Source organism: Mucilaginibacter pineti (genome assembly GCF_900101875.1).
GTDB lineage: Bacteria > Bacteroidota > Bacteroidia > Sphingobacteriales > Sphingobacteriaceae > Mucilaginibacter > Mucilaginibacter pineti.
The window spans coordinates 366,246-382,121 of sequence record NZ_FNAI01000005.1 but is presented as its reverse complement, the minus strand read 5'-3'; the positions used below and the strand labels follow the sequence as shown (position 1 = coordinate 382,121).

The 15,876-nt window shown below is 46.1% G+C and carries 17 protein-coding genes; 10 read left to right on the top strand and 7 right to left on the bottom strand.

The genetic code is table 11. The features are described from left to right. Positions 1-199: 199 nt before the first annotated feature. Genes ligD (BLS59_RS13955) through BLS59_RS13930 form a run of 6 tightly spaced genes read right to left on the bottom strand, consistent with a single transcriptional unit; the run spans position 200 to position 5,703 of the window. Entirely contained in the window at positions 200-1,927 is a 1,728-nt protein-coding gene (ligD, locus tag BLS59_RS13955) for a non-homologous end-joining DNA ligase (protein WP_091149884.1), read from the bottom strand. 10 nt (positions 1,928-1,937) lie between these two features. Next, positions 1,938-2,240: a hypothetical protein gene (locus BLS59_RS13950; protein ID WP_091149883.1), complete on the bottom strand. Its 303-nt coding sequence runs from the start codon at positions 2,238-2,240 to the stop codon at positions 1,938-1,940. Further along, on the bottom strand, positions 2,237-2,470 hold the full coding sequence (locus BLS59_RS13945) for a hypothetical protein (protein ID WP_091149882.1): 234 nt from the start codon (positions 2,468-2,470) through the stop codon (positions 2,237-2,239). The genes BLS59_RS13950 and BLS59_RS13945 overlap by 4 nt, the downstream gene beginning before the upstream one ends. Then, positions 2,454-2,936 carry a hypothetical protein gene (locus BLS59_RS13940; protein WP_091149881.1) on the bottom strand — a complete coding sequence of 161 codons (483 nt, stop codon included), beginning with the start codon at positions 2,934-2,936 and terminating at the stop codon, positions 2,454-2,456. Before BLS59_RS13940 ends, BLS59_RS13945 begins: the two co-directional genes overlap by 17 nt. After that, positions 2,933-5,524, bottom strand: a complete 2,592-nt coding sequence (gene ligD, locus BLS59_RS13935; RefSeq protein ID WP_091149880.1) for a DNA ligase D — start codon at positions 5,522-5,524, stop codon at positions 2,933-2,935. Before ligD (BLS59_RS13935) ends, BLS59_RS13940 begins: the two co-directional genes overlap by 4 nt. A 5-nt stretch (positions 5,525-5,529) precedes the next feature. After that, positions 5,530-5,703 (bottom strand): DUF3606 domain-containing protein, encoded by a 174-nt coding sequence (locus BLS59_RS13930; protein ID WP_205411267.1) that lies wholly within the window; start codon positions 5,701-5,703, stop codon positions 5,530-5,532. A 466-nt stretch (positions 5,704-6,169) separates the two neighbouring features. Here BLS59_RS13930 and BLS59_RS13925 point away from each other — a divergent pair, with 466 nt between their 5' ends. The 10 genes from BLS59_RS13925 to BLS59_RS13885 all read left to right on the top strand — a co-directional run bounded on the left by BLS59_RS13925 (position 6,170) and on the right by BLS59_RS13885 (position 12,096). Further along, positions 6,170-6,577 carry a single-stranded DNA-binding protein gene (locus tag BLS59_RS13925; RefSeq protein WP_143014128.1) on the top strand — a complete coding sequence of 136 codons (408 nt, stop codon included), beginning with the start codon at positions 6,170-6,172 and terminating at the stop codon, positions 6,575-6,577. Positions 6,578-6,631: 54 nt separating this feature from the next. Then, on the top strand, positions 6,632-6,880 hold the full coding sequence (locus tag BLS59_RS13920; protein WP_091149877.1) for a hypothetical protein: 249 nt from the start codon (positions 6,632-6,634) through the stop codon (positions 6,878-6,880). Further along, the gene (locus BLS59_RS13915; protein WP_091149876.1) at positions 6,861-7,472 is read left to right on the top strand and encodes a PRTRC system protein E; all 612 of its coding nucleotides are present in this window, start codon (positions 6,861-6,863) and stop codon (positions 7,470-7,472) included. Before BLS59_RS13920 ends, BLS59_RS13915 begins: the two co-directional genes overlap by 20 nt. Before the next feature lie 13 nt (positions 7,473-7,485). Next, the gene (locus BLS59_RS13910; RefSeq protein WP_091149875.1) at positions 7,486-7,701 is read left to right on the top strand and encodes a PRTRC system protein C; all 216 of its coding nucleotides are present in this window, start codon (positions 7,486-7,488) and stop codon (positions 7,699-7,701) included. A gap of 3 nt (positions 7,702-7,704) precedes the next feature. Further along, positions 7,705-7,878 carry a hypothetical protein gene (locus BLS59_RS31615; RefSeq protein ID WP_162842632.1) on the top strand — a complete coding sequence of 58 codons (174 nt, stop codon included), beginning with the start codon at positions 7,705-7,707 and terminating at the stop codon, positions 7,876-7,878. A gap of 98 nt (positions 7,879-7,976) precedes the next feature. Beyond that, on the top strand, positions 7,977-8,852 hold the full coding sequence (locus tag BLS59_RS13905; RefSeq protein WP_091149874.1) for a hypothetical protein: 876 nt from the start codon (positions 7,977-7,979) through the stop codon (positions 8,850-8,852). After that, complete coding sequence (locus BLS59_RS13900; RefSeq protein ID WP_091149873.1) at positions 8,845-9,594, top strand: hypothetical protein; 750 nt, start codon at positions 8,845-8,847, stop codon at positions 9,592-9,594. Before BLS59_RS13905 ends, BLS59_RS13900 begins: the two co-directional genes overlap by 8 nt. Further along, on the top strand, positions 9,591-10,412 hold the full coding sequence (locus tag BLS59_RS13895) for a PRTRC system ThiF family protein (protein ID WP_205411266.1): 822 nt from the start codon (positions 9,591-9,593) through the stop codon (positions 10,410-10,412). The genes BLS59_RS13900 and BLS59_RS13895 overlap by 4 nt, the downstream gene beginning before the upstream one ends. A gap of 7 nt (positions 10,413-10,419) precedes the next feature. After that, positions 10,420-10,875, top strand: coding sequence for a macro domain-containing protein (locus BLS59_RS13890; protein ID WP_091149872.1), 456 nt, complete (start codon positions 10,420-10,422; stop codon positions 10,873-10,875). A gap of 102 nt (positions 10,876-10,977) precedes the next feature. Further along, positions 10,978-12,096 (top strand): DUF4238 domain-containing protein, encoded by a 1,119-nt coding sequence (locus BLS59_RS13885; protein WP_091149871.1) that lies wholly within the window; start codon positions 10,978-10,980, stop codon positions 12,094-12,096. 66 nt (positions 12,097-12,162) lie between these two features. Here BLS59_RS13885 and BLS59_RS13880 read toward each other — a convergent pair whose 3' ends face one another. Beyond that, positions 12,163-15,873, bottom strand: coding sequence for an NACHT domain-containing protein (locus BLS59_RS13880; RefSeq protein WP_091149870.1), 3,711 nt, complete (start codon positions 15,871-15,873; stop codon positions 12,163-12,165). Positions 15,874-15,876 lie beyond the last annotated feature (3 nt).

Sequence of the window (15,876 nt, the reverse complement as noted above, 5' to 3'; positions counted from 1 at the left end):
CCGTTTGAGAGCATCAGATAAATCACCTCTACTCTACAATTTTTTTACCATAATGTTCAGTGAATTCGTCAACAAGGTGATAGGTACAATTTCTATTGTCATACAATGAGTAACAAGTTTTATTGTATTTTAACCGTTATTGGAAAATGCAAATATGAAGTCGGCACCGGTTCCTAATGTTTATAGCTAGTGAACAGCCTTAAAAGATTCCCTGCGCCTTTTGAATGGTCGCTGCCAGGTCAATCCCTTCGCCTAATACGCCTTTAAATAAGTCGCCGGTTTCTTTTAAACGTGCGATTGAATTATGAATGGTAAAGTCGTGCATCGTCAATCCGGGCTTCACTTCGTCCCAGGTCAATGGCATGGATACGGTGGCGCCGGGTTTGGGGCGAAGGGAATATACTCCCGCGATGGTCGCATCGGGCCGGTTCTGTAAAAAGTCAAGGTACATCTTGCCGTTGCGGTTTTTAACCATGCGTTCCAGGCTGGTGTATTCGGGGATTTGTTTATGCACTAAGGTTACTATTATTTTAGCGAACATTTGGCTTTGATCATAGGTATATTTCGCCGCGAGCGGAATATAAATATGCATGCCCGTCGAGCCGGATGTTTTGGGATAGCAGGGCACATCGATGGCGTCCAATATCTCCCTTACTTTTTGAGCGGCTTCGATCACCTGATCGAAATGCTGTTTGTCCGGGTCAAGATCGATGACGCAGAAATCCGGATTGTCCGGTGAAGTCACGCGGCTGAACCAGGGGTTGATCTCGATGCAGCCGAGCGAGGCCATCCAGAGCAGACTGGCTTTGTTTTTGGCGACCAGGTACTCTTTTTCGACACCGTCGCTGGTCGTATGCGGCATGGTGCTCATGCAGTCGGGCGCTTTATCCTTCACATCTTTCTGGTAAAAGGCCGGTCCATGGATGCCGTTCGGAAAACGGTGCAGCGACATCGGCCGGTCTTTCAAGTAAGGCACCATATATTCCGCCACCTGGTCATAATAATTGAACATGTCCCGCTTGGTGATCCCGTCCTCCGGCCAGTACAGTTTGGACAGGTGGTTAAAGGTTAAGGGACAGCCATCCACCTGAACGGTTTGGCTGTCTTTCGTGTCATCGAGGAAACTTTTTGTCTTCATCATTTTTTTAGGTTTGCTGTCCGCCAGTCCGATCCAAACTGGGGCATGATCGCTGCTGCCCTCCCAGCCACGGACATGTTTGTCGACTACCGCTGATTTTAATTTGCCGGCGATATTTTTGTTGAGCAAAAAATGGTCCAGCCGCAAGCCCGCATCCCGACCATAGGCATTGCGCAGGTAATCCCAAAACGTATAGATGCGGTCAGTCGGGTGCAAATGCCGGATGGCGTCGGTCCAGCCCTGATCCACGAGGGCTGCGTAAGCGGCGCGCGTCTCGGGGCGAAACAAGGCATTGTTCACGTATTTTTCCGGTTTATAGGTATCCAACTCCGTCGGCATCACATTGTAGTCACCAATGAGAATCACGGGCAGGTCCCGGTTCACCAGGTCCTGCCCGTGTTCGGTCAATCGTTGGAACCAGCGCAGCTTGTAATCAAACTTCGGGCCGGGCCAGGGATTGCCATTGGGCAGGTAAATACAGCCGATGACAAGTCCGTAGGTGAAAGCTTCGATATAACGGCTGTGGGTAAATTCGTCATCTTCGCCAGGCAGGTCGTTGCGCAGTTCTTTAATCTCCGTTTTGGAGAGGATAGCCACACCGTTCCAGCTTTTCTGACCCTGCCAGACGGCGTGGTACCCGGCATCTTTCAGTTGGCGTTCCGGAAACTTATGCTGCTCGCATTTCAGTTCCTGCAGGCAGACAATATCCGGGTCGGCTTCCTTTAACCAGCGCAGAAGGTTGGCCAGGCGGCCATTGATGCCATTGATATTATAGCTTGCGATCTTCATCTGCAATAGGTTAAGCGCTAAGTTGTTTGTCAATAGCCTGGCCGATGGCATGAATGAGGGCGAGATCCGCCCGGCTTTCGCCAAGGGCAACCCATTTGTTATCTTTCTTCACCAGCTTAAGAGGCACTTCAAAGGGCAAAGTAACTTCCCAGACGGTCTGCTTATCATGTTCCTGCGTCCTCGCGTTTAAACGAAGGCTGCTGTTATTGCCGGGAGTTTTAACCAATATTTCCCGGCTGTCATCATCTGGTCCGCGCCTTTCATCAAGGGCACTTCCCCGCCCTATAGGATAGTCATTTTCGTTGCTGTTCATCCCGTTTTCCCCTTATTATCCCAATGATCTTTGCCGCCTTGCAATTGGCGGGCAAATCGTTCCCCTTTGATCTTACCATTTTCATCTGCCTTCCCGATAAATAAAATAACCGGGCGGCCTTCTTCGTCGGTTTTAAAAGCCAGGTCATAGCGGCCGAAGCGCTGGCTGATCATTTCTTCCGGCGTATATGTTTTTGTTAATATTTTGAGCAATTCAGGTCCGATTTTCATAGCTGCTGGCTTTAATGTCATTCAATTCAAAACCAATCTGCCATAACAAATGGTGAGCCGGATGATTTTTAAACGCGTCAGGTTCATCCGTCGCCCACAGGCCGTTCGTCGTCGTGATATGGTATTGCATTTGGCAAAAAACGTCTACCAGTTCTTTCAGGTCAACCGGGATTATTTCCGCATCGCTGATGCGTTTCGGCTGGTTGCTGCCGATGAGTTGATGGTAAACACTGTCAATGTCGGCATCTTCCGGTTCGAGCGCAGCCATGACTTCTTCGGGCACCTGCTCGAAAATGAACTGGTCGCCGCCTTTCAGGTGGATAAACAATTCTTTGTTATAATGTTCGGGGGCATAAAAACCTACGACGCCGGAATTGGGCTGGTGCAGGTGAAAGGCGCTGTCCAGTCCTTTGAGCTCGTAAACCTTACCGTTCACGGTCTGCAGGATCGCATTATAGTCTGTCATAACATCTCCTTTAATATTTTAGTGTTGGCCTTGCGCCATTGGTCATTTAACAGGTCGGCAAACAGGTCGCCTTTCTTTTCCAGCCGCTCCGGCAGTGTATCTATAGTAAATTTGCCCGGATCGAGTTTGTCTTTCACTTCCTTCCAGTCCAGCGGCGTCGAGACAGTCGGATGTTTATACGGCCGCACCGAATAGGCGGCGGCCAGGGTGTCGGCATAATCGTTTTGGCTCGGATCGACAAAAAGTTTGTCGCCGCGGTGGTCGATACTGACCTCGGTGGTGGCGATCTCGGGCACTTGTTTAGCAATCTCGTCGCAAAGTTTTTCGGCTATTGTCCTTGCCTGCGGGTAAGTGAAACCTTGGCAGGGTATAAAAATATGAATGCCAGTCTTGCCGGAGGTTTTGACCAGGCTTTGCAGTTTGTACTGATCAAACACCCTTTTGGCTGCCTGGGCGGTTTTGATTGCTTTGCCGAAATCTTCGTCCGACGGATCGAGATCGATGCTGATCAAATCCGGTTCCTGCGGGTTGCCGGTAGTTGAGCTCCAGGGGTTCAGGTCAATGTTGCCCAGATTGATGAGGTAAAGCAGGGCTGCCTCATTGTTGCAAACGGCATAATCGATCTGGTCGCGCTTGCCTTTCTTTTTGTGGCGGCGCTGGTCACTGAAAATATCGAGGTAGTCCGGCTGGCGGCCTTCCATGTCTTTGATATAAAAGCCGGGCGCGTTAGCACCGTCTTGTTTGATATGCAGGGATAGCGGGCGGTCTTTTAAATACGGCAGGATGTACGGACAGATGCTATGATAATAGGTGATCAGCCGGGCTTTGGTAATGCCGCGCCAGAGTTCCTGCTCGATATTATTCATGGTGACGGTCTGGCCGGCGAACTCAAACTCGCGTTCAGAATTGATCTTTTTGCTGTCGATCTTGGGCCAGTTGCTGTCGGTATCGGCAATAACCGGTTTTGGCGCTTCTTTGATCTGTTCTTCCTGGTCGTCAGAAAGGGGCACTTCCCGCACGACCTGGCTCGCTTTTTTGTCTTTACGGAAGCCCAGGAAGGTGGCAGGTTTACGGATACGCCCCGTTTTTGTCCAGGTCGCAAACTCAAAATTGGCCACCAGTTCCGGTTTTACCCAATGGATCTTTGCGCCTTTGGTATCCAGGACCTTGTTAATGAACGGGGTCTTTTCTATTTCGAGCTGCTGCAGCCTGGCCAAAATGCCGGGCATTTCGCTTTGCTTATAACCGCCGCCGGAACGTCCGATCCACTCGAATTCCCCTTTGTTATTGTAAGCTCCGAAAAGCAGGGAACGGAAGGAACGCGATTTGTCTGATTCGGCCCAGCCTCCGATCACAAATTCCTGGCGTTTACGGGTCGGTGTTTTCAGCCAGCGGTTGTCACGCGCGTCGGGCACATACGCACTGTCTTTGCGCTTGGCTACGATACCCTCCAGGTCAAGATCCAGCGCCTGCTGGTATAACGCAACGCCGTCATCGAAAGATTCGCTGAAGCGCAGCACGTCGTTATCCGCTACCAATTCTTTTAGGATCGCTTTGCGGTCGGTCAGCGGCAAGTTCATCAGGTGATAACCGTCCAGCCAAAGCAAGTCAAATACACAGTAGTTGATCGGTGCATCGTGACCGTTAAAAGTTTGCAAAGCATCAAAATCAGGCTTGCCTTCTTCATTGAAAACCACCACCTCGCCATCCAGTACGGCATCGTGGCCGAGTGCTGCCAAAGCTTTGGCCACTGGCGGGTATTTTTTCGTATAGTCTAGTGCGCTGCGGGAGTCCATGCGGACCTTTTTATTTTCGATATAGGAAATGATGCGGTAACCATCCCATTTTACTTCGTAGAGGTAGTCATCATCCGGCACGACCTCTTTGGTCAGGGTACAGAGCATCGGCTTGACCGAATGCGGCATGGCTTTTCTGATGCCTTGTGTTTTTAGGTCCGGTTCAGGTTTTTCAGGCGCCCGGTTACTGTTCCACACTTCGGCACCCTGTTTTTTTCCCATTTGTTCAACCGTCAGTTTTGATTTGACCGACTTGTCTTTTAATAAAATATCTGCTTTAGTTGCGTATTCATCGTCAGCCTTAATGAGCCGCCAGCCGCCTTCATATTTATCTTCTTTGAACTTGATGAGGATAAAGTCGCCTTTTAGTTTGTGACCGTGCAGCTTGATCTTCAGTGCGTTCTTGTAGTAATTGGACATCATCCAATGTTCTTTGGCGGCTTTGTCCTTCAGCTTTTCATCAGATGCAGGCTCGTACCAGCCCTCGTCCCAGACGATGACGGTTCCACCGCCATATTGGCCTTTAGGGATGATCCCTTCAAAATCTTTATAATCGTAAGGGTGGTCTTCGACCGCCATGGCCAGCCGCCTTTCTTCCGGATCCATCGACGGACCACGGGGAACCGCCCAGCTTTTCAGGACACCTTTGACCTCTAAGCGAAAATCATAATGCAGGTGCGAGGCTGCATGTTTCTGAACCACAAATAGCAACTTGTCCGAGCCGGGCTTACCGCCAGCCGGTTCCGCGGTCTTTTTAAAGTTCCGCTTCTTGGCGTATTCGGTCAGGCCCATAGCTGTTATTTATTTAGATATTCCTTAACGGCGCTTACCGAAGTACCTGCGGCTTTAACTGCCTCTTGCAGTTTCTCTTTACTAATGCCTAATTCTTTGGTCCAGTAGGCCACTTCGTAATCTTCGTTTACATTGATGAATTTGCTGTCCGGGCTGCCGGTCTTTGTTTTATCGTCCATGATGTTTGATTTTTAGTTTTTAATTAATTTATTTTCTAACAATAGAAAAAAATAATGGTTTGACTGCCTGCTGATTAATCAGTTAAGATAGCTGCTATCCCTGGGCATGCCTGCGGCCAGGCTCTCCACTGTATCTTTTGACAAAGGATGTCGCTGCGATCCTTCATGCGGTTTTCCATCTATTAAGACTTGGAGATTTTTAAGCGTCGGAGGTTTTTTATGTAATCATTTTAAAGACAAACGGACAAAAGAGGCGTCAAGTTCGCGTGAGCCTCATTACAGAACGCATAATGTCCGGCCTGCTGCCGTCCACCCTCCGGGACTTATAGTTCTTGCACTCCTGCTCTTTACCGCGCCTTTTTGACTTTCTTTTTTACCGTTTTTGTCTTTTAAAAATAATCACAAGGCAAGGCTCACAAAAGGAAAAGTAAACAACATAAATAGTTCACTAAAAACAAAAAAGGTTATGGAAACCATCACAGGAAGAGTGGTAGCAAACGCTACCGTAAGGACAACAAAATCGGACAAAAAGGTAACAGGCTTTACCATTGCCATTAACGACAGCTACCGCCCGAAAGACGGCGAAAGGGTGACAATCACCCGCTATTTTGAGTGCTCGTACTGGCGCAATGCAGGTTTAGCCGAATACCTGACCAAAGGCACATTGGTGGAACTGCACGGACGTATCGAAGCAGGTGCCTACATCAACAAAGAGGGCAAAGCCGTGGGTACGCTCAACATGCACGTTGAACAGGTGAAACTGTTAGGCAAGACGGTAGCAAATGGCACTGAAAGAGCCGACAACAAAACGCAGAAAGCCGAAGCCTATGCGGACATTAAGCCGGGCGCTGACGACGACGATTTGCCATTCTAATCCAATCATTTACCCGTGTGCCAATTGGTACACGGGTTTTAAAACCAACGAACCATGAGCATCCTATCGAATAAAACAGAAAAGAAAGCCATCAAAGTACTGGCGAACACGCTCCGCTTTTTCAGCAATACCGACCTGCTGTTTGTCAGTAACGAAGATGCTTTTAAAGCAAGGGAAGCCGAAAATATCCTGCGGGGTATCATCGAACAGAATGGCTATAAAGCCACCTATACCAAAGGCAAGGGAACCAAATTAACCAAGAACAGAATTAGCAGAAACCAATATGCAAACGAACTTTTTTAACCATATCGCAGGTTTGGAATTTCAGGGAAATCTGAACCTCATTATCGCCAAAGCGGAAGGCAAACTAACCGTAGCCGTGTTGTTAGCCAATGCCACGACAGACAAAGCAGGGAACGTGATACCGCCCATGATATTACGGGGCGAAGCGACCGAACTGGACGAGGGCTTTTTTACCGCTATCCATAGCCCCTTAAAAGAAACCGCACAACTATTCGCCAATATGGATGCCTACCAAAAAGGTCTGGACGAAGCGCAAAAACAATCCAAAGCGGAACTGGACAAAAAGAATAAGGGTAAAGACAAGGGTAAGACCGCCACAACAACCGATGATGATGATGACGACGAGCCTGAAACCGAAAACCTGTTCAGTACGCAGGAAGCCGAGCAAAAGGCCGTAACGGAAAAGAAAAAGCGCTATGACGATGCGATGCTCCAAATCGCTGAACTCAACAAGAACTGCAAATACAGCGAGGCGATTGCCTTACTGCCAAGTGCCGAAGACTATCCCGACAAAGCGGACGAAATCACCCGCAAGGGCGAGGAACTTGCCAAGCGCAAAACCAAGTACGACGAATTAATGCAGGATTTATAAGCAAGTGTATCACATGGAAATTATCGAAATCAGCAGGGTATTCCTGCACAGAGCAAACGGGCAGGATGTTCGTTTGACCGACCCGAACCCGAGCTTTACCACAGCAGAAGTGCTTAACTTTTATGCTAATCATTATCCCATCCTGACCACCGCCAAGATACGGGGTCCTGAAATCGTGGATGATGAACGGGTGTTCCATTTTGAAACCACAATGGGAACGAAAGGATAAGTGATGAAAGCAACAAAGAACAGAACAATAAAAATCAAAAAGGAAAACGAGCAATGGAAACTATACGCACTATTCAGCAGGTTAACCGTAAGCCTCGACCGCTTACCCGATGCCGGGCAGGTTCAGCGCAACCCGTTAAGAAGCGCACCACCCGAATTAACCGAAATGGTTTTCTGACCCATACATTCCAACCTTTTTGGGCATACGAGGGAAACAAGGCAAGAGCGGAAAAGGAATTTTTCCGCTCCCTTGAAAATATCTGCACTTATTATGATTTGCTGATACCCGATGTAACAGGCTTAACCTTTCCGCAGAATATTTACAGGTCATGGGAAATCACCGCCGAGCGCATCAAAGCGATTGATAAGCATTTGGACTGCATTATTCTCCAAGATGATACCTTTACCGCCACCTTAGCCACTGTCAGGCAATTTGATACGGGCATGACCCTCTATTATATCCCCGTTAAACCGCTATGGAACTGGGTTCAGCAAGCCAAGCAACAAGCTTTATCCGAAATAGTTATAGCCATTTTCGCTTACCTGTACCAAGTTGTACAAGTGCCTTTTTATACCGAGCAAAGCAGCTACCTGCATCATCAGTATCATTATCTCGACGAAATGATTAATGAAGATATGGAGAACGACGAGGAAGAAGATGCCTACAGGCGGGAACAACTGGACGAATTATATACCCTGCAAAACGCAGGCATTCATTTGCTCCGCCAAATCAGCGACCCGCAACAACTGACCAATATGGACACCCTCGTGCTCAATTACAGTAAGGCCGAAAAGTGCGATAACGATTGGGCGATACTGGCTATAGAATTTGTACAGCTATACAATAATTACCCTGACCGCTCATTCTTTGACCATATCCGTCCTGACTTCTGCCATCCTGAAATCGAAGAACGCATCCATGCCGACCAGTATATGAGTTTTTATTGGAGCGGGAATGATTGCTTGCAGGAAAGCCTGTTTTGCATGATTGACAGCGAATTTCAGGAAGCGGGTATCACCGACGAACCGACCGCCGTAGAAGTTTTCGATACGCTGACTGAAAAGAAAAACGAAAACTTTGGATTTGAAACACGCCTGTTAGCGTTAATCAACCGATTGTGCCAACTCTTAACACACCACGACAATGACTAATGTAAGCAACGATTTTAATCAGCAATACGTGCCTCATAAAGCCCTGCTGATTTATGCCCTCAAAGAAATTAACCATGACGGGCAGTACGGAACCGCCGACGATAACAGGCAGACCTACGTAGAAAGCTATGACATTGGCAAATACGGCAATCCAATCAATGCCCATCCCTTAACGCTCCCTGAAATGATCGCTTTAAGTGAGTTATTTCAAAGCACCTCCGACCTGAAAGGCAACTACCTCAAAAGTAAAGGGATGCTACCTAACAAGGTTTTATACATCAATCCGCAAAGCAATGGGTATGCCGTATGGTACACCCCGCCACAGGAAGTAGATATGTACTTCGTTGACGGCTTAAATATTCCCGCAGGTAAAGCCAAAATCCCGGCAATGGTATGGAAAGCGACCAAAGACAGCTTGAATGTTTATGCCCTCAAAAGAAAAAATAAACCCACCGAAAACACCAAGCTCTACCATGCGCCCTACTTCAATATTTATGAAAGCGGTAACGTGTGCATGGGTACGGTCAGCATCCAAATTGAACGCTTTACCTATTTAGAAGAATTTATGGACAAATGGGAAACCTATTTCTTTAACAGCTACTTCAGCCACACCATTGGCGGGCATTCAGGTAGCCAAATTGATATGGCTGAATTATGGCAAGTGCAGGTCAGCACAGGCCGGCCTTTCCCCATCGAAACTTTAGTAAAACATAATATCACCCTTAAAAGATTAATGCAATGAGCAAGCCGAAGAAAATCAAACAGCAGCTAACAGCGGTTCACATCGTAGAAAAGGAATTGCTGCAACCCTACAATCCTATCCTAATCAACTTGATTGGTGCGGGCGGTACGGGCAGTCAAATGCTAACCGCACTCGCCAGAATTAACCAGGCATTGATAGCCTTGAACCACCCCGGCCTGATGGTACATTTATTTGATGATGACAAAGTGGAACGCCCGAATTTGGCAAGGCAGTTATTCACCACAGCCGAACTGGGCTTGTATAAATCAGTCGCCTTAATTAATCGTGTGAACCGTTTTTTCGGCACCAACTGGAAAGCGGAAACCGAACGCTATGACCGCAATTATTGCGCTATCAACAGGGCATTTGCCACGATTACCATATCATGTGTGGATACCGTAGATGCCCGTTTCGAGATAGCAGGGATACTGGATACTTACAAAATACAGTCAGGTAATTACAGGGGCAGACCATTATACTGGATGGACTTTGGCAATAGCAAGGATACAGGTCAGGTAGTGTTATCCACCATCGGCAAAATCCCACAACCTACCTCTAAAAAATATCAGCCCATTGAAAACCTGCCATTCGTAACCGAGGAATTTAAAGAACTGCTTATCCAGTCGGAAAATACCGACAACACCCCAAGCTGTTCCCTTGCCGATGCACTTGCGAAACAGGATTTGTTTATCAATTCTACTTTAGCCAATCTTGGTGCATCACTGTTATGGCAGGTGTTCCGTGAGGGCATCCTGTTTAACAGGGGATTCTTTCTCAATTTAAAAGATTTCAGGACACAGCCACTTAAAGTGGCTTAACTTAGCGATGATGATTACTTACGTAAAAGGTAACTTACTAGAAGATAAAGCCGAAGCATTAGTTAATACGGTGAATACGGTTGGCGTGATGGGTAAGGGTATCGCCCTTGCTTTTAAACAAGCGTTCCCGCATAATTTCAGGGTTTATGCAGATGCTTGTAAAACAGGAACGTTTGGTATCGGCAAAATTTTGCCCGTTCGTGATACGAACCTTTTGTATGGAGATAAATTGATTGTTAACCTGCCGACCAAAGCGCATTGGCGGCAGCCGTCGGAGTATGAATTTGTAGAGGCTGGATTGATTGCGTTGGTAGATTACTTAAAGGCAAATGCTGTAGGCAGTTTGGCACTGCCAGCTTTGGGTTGTGGGAATGGTGGGCTCCGTTGGGATGTTGTTAAGCCGATGATCGAACGGTATTTGGAACAATTCGATATTGATATAGTTGTTTACGAACCATTATAAGTTACTCAAATTATACGGCATTTTACCTAGAACCAATTGAATTGTTATTGGATATTTTGAATGAAAATTCTTATATTGTTATGAATATCAAAACTATTCAGAATGAACGAGCCAATTCATCAACATTTCGTCCCACGTTCTTATTTGAAAAATTTTGCCATAGAGGAGAATGGTCATTTTTTAGTGGATTCGGAGATGCGAGGGTCAAAGGGGCCAATCCCAATGAATATTAAATCTATTTGCGCAAAGAAAAACCTATACACCTTTCCGGACGACAATGGCGATAAGTACGCTTTGGAAAGATTTTATGGAAGAGAGGTCGATGGTGTATATCCTGAAGTTTATAAGATATTAACTGATCCAACAACTTTTAATATTTCGGAGGAAACAAAAAGAAAAATTCTTAATACAATCCTCAGTTTGTTTTTTAGGACGCCAAAGTTTTTAGATAGGAAAAACGACCAACTTACGAAGTTGCTCGATAGAATTGAACAAACTGTTACAAATCCAGATGAAGAAATCGTCCTAAGAAGTAAAAAGGGTGTAGAATTCAAATTCCTGAAAAAAGATATTGCAGAAGCAAGGCAGACATTGAAACAACAAAATAAACAGGATTTTTTAATCGATCATTTTGGTGAGTGGCAAAAGTTTGTCGACTTTAAACTTAATTGTGGTATAGAGGTAATTAAAGTTGATAGCGATGTACCGTTAATAACTTCCGATAATCCAGTACTAGTGATGGATATGAAAGGGAAATTGAATGGCGACAATGTATTCTCTACTGAAAATATATTAGAAATCCCAATAGACCGAGAGCATTATGTGATTATTTATCCTCAAATCTTAAATGACAAAGACGACCAATACCGTATATTTAGAAGCACCAGGGATAAATATTTTGCTGCCGGAGTAAATCTAAGGACAGAGCAGAATAGCGAACTAAGGATAATTGGACAACACGGCGATTTGCAAACTCATTTGGATTCGCAAAATACCTTAGGTGCTCTAACCTCAGAAAATGTAAAAGCAATGAGTGTTACTATTGAGAAAGCTGCTGGCGGACAGGAATTAATGGATTTATTTGCTGAGCACGGCACACCGTATTGCCAAGCGGTTGCCGATAAGGTAAAGGAAATGAGAAAAAATAAAATCTGGAATAATGATCAAATGTTGGGAAAACTTATACTTGGGCTTGCTCAACGAGGTTTTTGGACTGTATAGACTTTGCCTTAAGCGGTAACGATCAGCTTATTTTTGGATGGTCAGGTCACCGAAGAATATAGTTGGTTAACGATATCCACGGAACTGTAGCCGGCGCTCCCCGTCGGCGCTTTCTTTAAACATCGCGATTCGGCGGGTTAACAGGTCCAAATGTTCCAGATAATCATAATGATTTGGTAATTCCGCCTTAATGTAAGCATGGAGCTTTGACAACGCAGCTGCCTTAAAATCGGCCCAGATCTGGTTACCGGTGGAACTGAAATGATTATTATGAAACTCCAATTTCTTAAAAACCTCCATGTCAGGGTTAGCTATCATGATCTTTTTGACAAAGGGGTGGAATTGTTCTCCTAGACTGTTTCTGGTGATATCTAAAATGATGTTGAGCATACGGATGTCATCCTTATGGTCATTTAATAATTGGTCAAGTACTTCTATGCACTTTGGCAAGTCTTCTTCGGAAACCTGTATAAAAAATATGGAACTGAGATGATTTAATGTACTCCAGTAACGCATTTGGCGCATCTTGACAATTGCCCGGTAAACCATTTCCTTCGCATTGCCATAACGCCAGATCTGACTAAGCGTCTTGTTGCCGCAACTAAGCATGCGTTCCTGGCGGCTGGTCAGGTGGTCGATATAAGTATCGAAGAATCTGATATCGTGATCCAGCAGCAAAAACAATTCTTCCGAATAAATATCCGCGTGCGGATCAACCTCTTCCTGTTGCAGATAAAGGTCCTGACAGAACTTCAGATGTTTTTCTACTAAGGCTGGAAATTGCCGCATCAGATCGTGGCTCAGTTTATAGAGGAACTGATTATCGGCTTCACGTTTGTCGAACAAGGTTTTGAGCAGGTCATATATGGTGTCCTCCCTTTCATTTTCATAGCGTATAAAGTGGTCTGGATAGATGCCGTTGTTCGACGAGGCGACCTGTTCATAACACGACAACAATTTTTCTGACCATTCCCTGGTGACTAATTCTTCCGGCAGGCAATAGAAAAAGTTTTCCAGCCAATTTTGTCGGTAAGCAAATTCTGGTTGGGAAATGAGCGCATACAGGCGTGCAGTTTCGGCGGGATAGGACTGCATTAATTGGCGAAAGACGGGATTGGGGTTGATCCAGCACGGATTCCCCATTTTAAGGTAAAAAGCCAGTGCGGAAAGGCCGGTTTCAAGATCCCTTTCGAGCGCTCCTGCTAAAATGATGGCCAGACCTTCGGAGATCACGTTTCTGACGTCCCCGGAGTGGCCCGCGATCTCGGCAATATGGTCGTATAATTTTTTAAACCCTGACAGTGACCGTACCGGTAGTTTTTTGCCAATGGTTTCCCGCCGAGCCTGTGCGATCTTCATATAATCATAATGGTCGCGATAATGATCATAAGATAAGAGGCGATAGATTTGATAGCTACGGTTATTGAACTGTTTTTTTAGCGGTTTATATAATTCCGTCAGACGGCCAATTTTCTTTTCTACAAGCCGGAGATAGTCCTGGACGAAATAGCAATCGGCAAATAGCGCAGGTCGCATATGTTCAGTGATAAAACGGTTGATATAGGGTTCATCGAATTTAAATAAAACTTGATTAAGGTGCGGCTCATCCTTGATATATGCCCGAAGGATCAGATCGACCTGTTCACGGTCATCCTGGTACTTATGGATGATCTTCTCCCACAACATCGTCCTCATCCAGGCGAAGTTTGGCGCCAGTTGATAGCCGGTTCCGGACTGGAGGTAGAAATGATGTTCGTAGTGGGTATTCAGGAAACAACGCGGGAGTACCTGGTAGAATATTTTGCTGGCTTCCGGGCTACTGTTACCAGGGTCGTTCAGCCAACTGAGCAGTTTACTAAGCCGCGGGAAATTTTGCGCAACCTCGTCACCAGCGGGGTGCAGGTTACGTTTAAGTTGGTCGATGTAATTATCGAGATGGTCAGGCCGTTTGGCTACAAAGCGGAAGCCAAGAGCGAGCGCAGTAGTAAAGTCAGGCGTGTCTTGCAGGAAAAACGGGTCTAATAAGTTGAGCAGTCTGCTCTTGCCACTAAAACGCTCATTTTCCCAAATGGGTTCCACATCGATTTGTTGTCCTGGTTCTAAGTTCGTAGTGATCTGCTGGTACACGAATACCAATAATTGTTCAGGCATATAAAAGCCGAACAACTCCAAAAAATCATATGCTAAGTTCGGCTGCGGACGCAGCCCGTCCAATACCTCCAACAACATTGGTTTGTGTTTTTCGATCACTTTCTGCGGGCCGAACACGGTGATGACCGGTAAAAGGGTGTCTTTGAAGCGAAATTGATTTTTTTCGAGGTAATCCTCCAATAGGGTACGGAAGTTCAGCAGGCCTTTGTCGATAAAGGTCTGGTAAAACATATAAGTCGAAAAAATTTGTTCCGTGATCTTGACCACACTACGATCGTAGATCTCGACGATCTCCAGGTCTTCGAGTTGTTCGGCGGTGCTGTAGAACTCTTCAGGACCGACACCGAATGCGGCCAGGATCGGTACATCCAGTTGCGAGCGGATATCGACACTGTTAAAAAAGGAAAGTATACCCAAAACCTTTAGCGAAAATTCATTTTGTCGCAGATAACCATCATCCATAATGGATTGGAAGTATTCATCGTAAATCACGGAAACATCTGAGATCGACTGTAGCACTGGATTTTGACGGTAAACGCGTGCGGCCATGATCGCCAGACGCGGATTGCCTTCGGCGATATCGCTGATGCGTTTGCGCGCGGTCCAGTCTCCAATACTGAAAGGCGGTCCGTAGATCACTTGCTGAATAATGTCGTCGGATAGTTTTGCTAAAGCAAAAAATTCAAAGTCCAGTTTCCGGATATGTTTCAGGACGTCGTCCTTGGCATAGTCACGTACGGTGATGACTATTTTGACCTGCAAGCCTTTATCCAGCATTCGGTCCAGAACGGACAGCAAATTGTCTACTTGCCGGTTGGCATCGTCGACCAAAAGGATATAGGCCTTACCCGGATGCAGAAAAGTGAGCAGGTCTTCAATGATGTCGCCTGATTTGCCAAAAATATAGTAAGGAATAAATTCGGGATTGGCCTCCACAAAATCATCCATGGCCTGTAGCGCAAGTCGGGTTTTGCCGCTACCTGCGCCGCCGAGTAACAGTGTGATCGACCTTTCGCCAATCATGCTCAACAGGTTTTTTAGCTCCAGTTCCCGGCCTAAAAGCACATTAGTAAGCGGCGTGGACAGGTCTTTTTTGTTGTAACGTTCTATAAAGCTATTTTTATCCAGCACCTGGCCGGTATCAAACTTGATATTTAAAAAATCTCGGGCAAATAGCTTACCAGTGCTGGAATAGTAAGTGCTGAGTGTTTCAATGCCAATAATACGCAGGCGGATACCCAGGGGTGAAACGATCTCGTTCAAGGTTTCACCAAATGCGATATCTACGACGGAGTTACAGCAAAGGACGATTTGATCGACCTGGTGCGGTTTGATGCCTAAGGATTCGAATTTCAGGCATTCATCCAGATCATCCCGCAACTTGGTTTCAAACGCACTTTTAAAAGCGTCGTCTTTAGTAGTGAATTCCCCTAGAATATATTGGCCGTCAGGTTTGCGGATATAAGCATCGGGTTGGCCACTGCGGCTTTTTTCCTTGCCCTCCACGGTGCCAATACTTTGCAGGTCGCCAGGATATTCATTTTTTAAAAAGTCATTGCACAAGATCTGGAACCGCCCTTGTTCGATAGCGGCCAATGCCTGGTTCACCTGTATGTATTTGCTCAAAGC